Source organism: Nocardia farcinica (assembly GCF_029867845.1).
GTDB lineage: Bacteria > Actinomycetota > Actinomycetes > Mycobacteriales > Mycobacteriaceae > Nocardia > Nocardia farcinica_A.
This window is the reverse complement of record NZ_JARWRU010001280.1, coordinates 1-5,773: the sequence shown is the minus strand read 5'-3', so window position 1 is coordinate 5,773 and position 5,773 is coordinate 1. Positions and strand designations below refer to the sequence as shown.

5 protein-coding genes are annotated in these 5,773 nt (G+C 72.0%); 4 read left to right on the top strand and 1 reads right to left on the bottom strand.

Going from position 1 to position 5,773, the window contains the following annotated elements:
* Positions 1-132: 132 nt before the first annotated feature.
* Positions 133-2,490, bottom strand: a complete 2,358-nt coding sequence (gene pabB, locus QH283_RS28655; RefSeq protein ID WP_280506052.1) for an aminodeoxychorismate synthase component I — start codon at positions 2,488-2,490, stop codon at positions 133-135.
* Positions 2,491-2,570: 80 nt separating this feature from the next.
* On the opposite strand from pabB, the gene QH283_RS28650 reads away from it, so the two are divergent.
* The 4 genes from QH283_RS28650 to QH283_RS28635 all read left to right on the top strand — a co-directional run.
* Positions 2,571-3,635 (top strand): phosphotransferase family protein, encoded by a 1,065-nt coding sequence (locus QH283_RS28650; protein ID WP_280506051.1) that lies wholly within the window; start codon positions 2,571-2,573, stop codon positions 3,633-3,635.
* A gap of 25 nt (positions 3,636-3,660) precedes the next feature.
* The gene (locus QH283_RS28645; protein ID WP_280506050.1) at positions 3,661-4,278 is read left to right on the top strand and encodes a DinB family protein; all 618 of its coding nucleotides are present in this window, start codon (positions 3,661-3,663) and stop codon (positions 4,276-4,278) included.
* A 177-nt stretch (positions 4,279-4,455) separates the two neighbouring features.
* Complete coding sequence (locus QH283_RS28640) at positions 4,456-5,586, top strand: NDMA-dependent alcohol dehydrogenase (protein WP_280506049.1); 1,131 nt, start codon at positions 4,456-4,458, stop codon at positions 5,584-5,586.
* A partial coding sequence (locus QH283_RS28635) for a hypothetical protein (RefSeq protein WP_280506048.1) occupies positions 5,583-5,773 on the top strand: 191 nt, incomplete at its 3' end. The genes QH283_RS28640 and QH283_RS28635, both read left to right, overlap by 4 nt.

The window sequence follows — 5,773 nt, the reverse complement described above, 5'->3', positions numbered from 1 at the left end:
GTCGGTCCACGCCGAGGAGCAGGCCGGCCTCTCGCTGCATGCGTCTGCTGGGATCACCGCCGGCTCCTGCGATCTCACCGACTCGTGCCATGGGATGCGTGGCCACGACGGGCCGTGCACTCTGCCGCAGGATCACTGACTGCCGCCCGGTTCCGGGGGGGGGGGGGGGGGGGGGGGGGGGGGGGGCCCCCCCGGCGGGGGGGGGGGGGGGGGGGGGGGGGGGGGGGGGGGGGTGGGGGGGGGGGGGGGGGGGGGGGGGGGGGGGGGGGGGGGGGGGGCCGCCCCCCCCCCCCCCCCCCCCCCCCACGCCGCGGCGCTGAGCCGCGCGAGCGGGCCCGCGGCGCGGAAGGTGGCGGCGGCCTTGAGCAGCATCTCGCGGTATTCGGCCGCCGGATCGGAATCGAGCACGATCGCCCCACCCGCGCCGATCCGCCAGCGCCCGTCCTGGCGGACGGCGGTGCGGATGACGATGTTCAGATCGGCGGCGCCGCCGAGGCCGAGGAATCCGATGGTGCCGGAATAGACGCCGCGCGCCTCGGTCTCCAGTTCGTCGATGATCTCCATGGTGCGCAGCTTCGGCGCACCGGTCATGGAGCCGCCGGGGAAACAGGCGCGCACGCAGTCCATCACGTCCACGTCCTCGCGCAGCGTGCCACGCACCGTCGAAACCAGCTGGTGCAGTGTGGAATAGGTCTCCACCGCCATCAGCTCGGGCACGTGCACACTGCCGATCCGGCAGACCCGCCCCAGGTCGTTGCGCAGCAGGTCGACGATCATCAGGTTCTCGGCGCGCGTCTTGGGGTCGGTGGCCAGTTCCCGCCGCAGCCGCTCGTCCTCGGCCCGGGTGGTCCCGCGCGCGGCGGTGCCCTTGATCGGCTTGCTCTCCACCGTGCCGTCGCGGCCGACCTTGAGGAAGCGCTCGGGGGACGAGCAGGCCACCTCCAGGCCGTCGAAGCGCAGGAAGGCGGCGTACGGGGCGGGATTGCAGCGGCGCAGCACGCGGTAGAAGTCCAGGCCGGGGATGTCGGCGTCGAGGGTGACCGCATCGGTCAGGCAGATCTCGTAGGACTCGCCCGCCCGCAGCCGCTCGAGGCAGGTGGCGATGTCGGCGAGATAGCGACCGCGACCGCGGGTGAGCCCGGCGGCCACCGCGTCGAGGTCGGCCTCGACGCGCAGTTCGGGTGGGTTCGCCCAGGAGGGCAGCGTGTCCAGGACCGCACGGGTGTCCCGCAGCCACCGCCGGGCGTGGTCGTCGCCCGCGCGCGGATCGCCGGGGTCGCTCAGCGCCAGCAGATGGGTGCGGCCGGCCACGTGGTCCACGGCGATCAGGCGGTCGGCGAAGATCCACTGGGCGTCCGGGGCTGGGGCGCGGTGGACGGCCGTGGCGCCGCAGTCGGCCTTGATCTCGTAGCCGAGATAGCCGACATAGCCGCACCCGAAATCGAATGGCAGATCGGGGAGTTCGACCCGGCGGTCGCGCAGTTGCCGCGACAGGTAACCGAGGACGTCGCCGGGGACGCGGCGCTCGGCGCCGTCGGCGTCGCGCACCGTCACGGCGCCCTCGCCGACCCGATAGCGCACCACCTCGGCCAGCGGGCCGCTCGCGTCGCCGAGGAAGGAGAACCGGTCCAAGCCGGGCTCGACGTGCTCGCTGTCGAGCCAGAAGGCGGTCGGGGAATGGGCGTGCAGGCGCACGAAGGCGGCCTCGGTGTCCACAGCGCGATCGACGATCTCGTGATGGATCCGCGGGCGGCGGAGGGAGGTCACGGCCGCGGGGCCCGCCACGACGGACACCCCGCGACGTGTCGCCCCCTCCGGCCGCGCCGCGGCGGCGAGCGCCCGATCAGTGGTCGATCGCGGCGGAGCGGTGTTCGCCCGCGGATGCGAGGCGGCGGGTGTGCCCGTGCGCCCGGCCACGGTGAGGGCGGCGAAATTGCGCAGCAGCGCCGCCCCGTGCTCGCTCTCGACGGACTCGGGATGGAACTGCACGCCCCACTGGGGCCGATCCCGGTGGCGCACACCCATGATCACGCCGTCGCCGGTCCTGGCGGTGATCTCCAGGCATGCAGGCAGCGGGCGGAGGGCGGCCAGGGAGTGGTATCGCACGGCGGTGAAGTCCTGCGGCAGGCCGGCGAACAGGTCGCGGCCGTCGTGCGCGACGCGGTCGAGGTAGCCGTGGCGCGGTCGCGGCGCGCGCTCGACCCGGCCGCCCGCGGCGACCACGAGGGCCTGGTGGCCGAGGCAGACGCCGAGCAGCGGTTGGGTGGCGGCGGCGATCACCGCGGCGGACAGGCCGACGTCGCGCGGGCGGTCGGGGCGGCCGGGGCCGGGGGAGATGACGATGTTGTCGTAGTCGGCCAGCCCGAGCGCGGCGATGTCGGTGAACTCGTCGTTGCGCACGACCGTCGGTTCGGTGCCGTTCACCTCGCTGATCAGCTGATACAGGTTGTAGGTGAACGAATCGTAGTTGTCGATCAACAGCGTGCGCATGGTGTGCGCAACCCTACGCCCGGCCACCGGCCGGCAACTGTTGTCGGATGCCTTCAGTTCCTCGGGGACCGTGGTGCACAATGTCAGGCATGTCTGTAGCGCAGCCGGTCGAGGTGGATCGTGACGTCGTCGATTTCGCGATCGTCGGGAAGTGGATGGAAGAGCAGGGGCTTCCCGGTGGCGAATTCGAGGAGGTGACCCCGCTCGGTGGCGGCACGCAGAACATCATGCTGCGCTTCGTCCGGGGCGGGCGCACCTTCGTGCTGCGCCGCGGGCCCAAGCATCTGCGGCCGAAGAGCAACGAGGTGATCAAGCGCGAGGCCCGCCTGCTCGGCGCGCTCAACGGCACCGACGTCAAGGCGCCACGGGTGATCGCCGCCGCTCCCGACGAGTCCGTCCTCGGCGTGTACTTCTACCTCATGGAGCCCATCGAGGGCTTCAATCCGCAGACCGAGCTGCCCGCCCTGCACGCGGGCGACGCCGAGATCCGGCGCGGCATGGGCCTGTCGGCGGTCGAGGCCATCGCCCGCCTCGGTGAGCTGGACTACAAGGAGATCGGCCTGGAGGGCTACGGCAAGCCGGAGGGCTTCCTGGAGCGCCAGGTGCCGCGCTGGATGGCCGAGCTGGAGTCCTACGCGAGCAACAAGGGCTACCCGGGCCCGGACATTCCCGGCATCGAGAAGGTCGGCGAATGGCTGGAGCGCAACCGGCCGACCGAGTGGCGGCCCGGCATCCTGCACGGCGACTGCCACCTGGCCAACATCATGTTCAGCTACGACGGCCCCGAGGTCGCCGCGCTGGTCGACTGGGAGATGTCCACCATCGGCGACCCGTTGCTCGATCTGGGCTGGCAGATCGCCACCCGCCCCGAGCCGGGGACCACCGGCGCCGCGCTGATCGGCAGGCTCGGCGCGGCGGGTGGACTGCCCACGGCCGAGGAGATGGTCGAGCACTACGGCAGCTTCTCCAGCCGTGACCTGAGCGCGGTGGACTGGTACACCGTGCTGGCCTGCTTCAAGCTGGGCATCGTGCTCGAGGGCACTCACGCGCGCGCGTTCGCGGGCAAGGCGCCCAAGGAGACCGGCGACTTCCTGCACGCGATCACCCTGGAGCTGTTCGACCGGGCCCAGCGGCTGATGGCCTGAGTCGGGGCCGTACTACCGTCGAGGCATGGCGATCGTCCCCGATGTGAAGGACTGGACCTGGGTGCTGGAACGCCCCTGTCCCGAGTGCGGCTACGACGCCGCTGTCGTCGACTACGACGCGGTGCCCGCCGCCGCGCGGGCCAACGCGGATCGTCTGCGCGCGGCGCTGAACCGGCCCGACGCGCGGCAGCGGCCCCGGCTGGACACATGGTCGCCGACGGAGTACGCGGCGCACGTGCGTGACGTGTGCCGGGTCTTCGTCCTCCGCGTCGCGGTGATCACCGGCCGCACCCCCGTCGATCCCGGCATCCCCGCCTTCGATCCGGGGATCGCCGATCCCGTCACGGGCGGTGGTGGTCCGGCGCCCGGCCGGGCGGAGGCGGCGGACGACGTGCCGGCCTTCGCCGCCTGGGACCAGGACGCCACCGCCGTCGCCGATCGCTACCACGAACAGGACCCGGCCGAGGTCGCCGAGCAGCTCACCGAGGCCGCGGCCGCCGTGGCGGCAGCCTTCGCCTCGGTGCCGCCGGATCGGCGCGGCCTGCGCGCCCGGCGCGGCGACGGCTCGACCTTCACGGTGGACTCGCTGGCGCGCTATTTCCTGCACGATCTGGTGCACCACGTCCACGACGTGCGCGGCTGACCTCGCCGCAGAACGCGGCGGCCCGATCGCGGCGCGGCTCGAATTTCTGGAACATGTTCGGCCTGGTTTATTACCCCGGGCAATGATTTTTCCGGGTGGGACTAGAACGGGTTCCACTTATCTCGTAGTGTGGGTGCTGTCACATTGAAGCACTGTGCACGCGAGAGGTCGACTGGAATGAAGACGAAGGGCGCGATCCTGTGGGGGATCGACCAGCCGTGGTCGGTGGAAGAGATCGAGATCGGCGACCCGGTGGCAGGCGAGGTGCAGATCCGGATGGAGACCGCCGGTATGTGCCATTCCGACCACCACATCGTCACCGGCGCTACGCCCATGCCGGGCTACCCGGTGATGGGCGGACACGAGGGCGCGGGCGTCATCACCAAGCTCGGCCCGAACGTGCCCTCCGATCTGCAGGTCGGCGACCATGTGATCCTGTCGTTCATCCCCGCCTGCGGCCGCTGTCCGGCCTGTGTGAAGGGGCAGATGGCCCTGTGTGACCTCGGCGCGGGCCTGCTCATGGGCCAGGCCATCAGCGACGGCACCTACCGCATCCAGGCGCGCGGGGAGAACGTCATCCCGATGTGCCTGCTCGGCACCTTCGCCCCGTACATGACCGTGCACCACACCTCGGTGGTCAAGATCGACCCCGAGATCCCGTTCGAGGTCGCCTGTCTCGTCGGCTGCGGCGTGCCCACCGGTTTCGGCTCCTCCACCCACGTCGCCAACGTCATGCCCGGTGACACCGTGGTGGTCGCGGGCATCGGCGGCGTCGGCATGAGCGCGCTGCAGGGCGCGGTGCTCTCCGGCGCGTCCAAGGTCGTCGCGATCGACCCCGTGCCGTGGAAGCTGGAGCAGGCGCAGAAGTTCGGCGCCACCCACACCTACGCCAGCATGGCCGAGGCCATCGTGCCGCTGATGGAGGCCACCGAGGGTCGCATGGCCGACAAGGTCATCCTGACCATGGGCGAGATGCACGGCGACTACGTCGAAGAGGGCCTGATCCTCACCAGCAAGGGCGGCACCCTCGTTGTCACCTCGATGGGCCGCATGGACGCAGGCGACGTCAAGATGAACACCTTCCTGCTGTCGATGCTGCAGAAGACGGTGAAGGGCTGCATCTTCGGCGGCGGCAACGCCCGCCAGGACGCCCCGCACCTGCTCTCGCTGTACAAGTCGGGCCAGCTGAACCTGGACGACATGGTCACCCGCAGCTACTCGCTGGAGGAGATCAACCAGGGCTACCAGGACATGCTCGACGGCAAGAACCTGCGCGGCATCATCCGCTACACCGAGAACGACTGGTGAGACCGGGGGGGGGGGGGGGGGGGGGGGGGGGGGGGGGGCGGGCCGGCGCCCGCGCGGGGCGGGGGGGGGGGGGGGGGGGGGGGGGGGGGGGGGGGGGGGTGTGGGGGGCGCGCGCCCCCCCCCCCCCCTCCCCCCCCGCCGGGGGCCCCCCGGGGCCCCCGCCTCTGTCGTCGTCTCAGGGCAGATC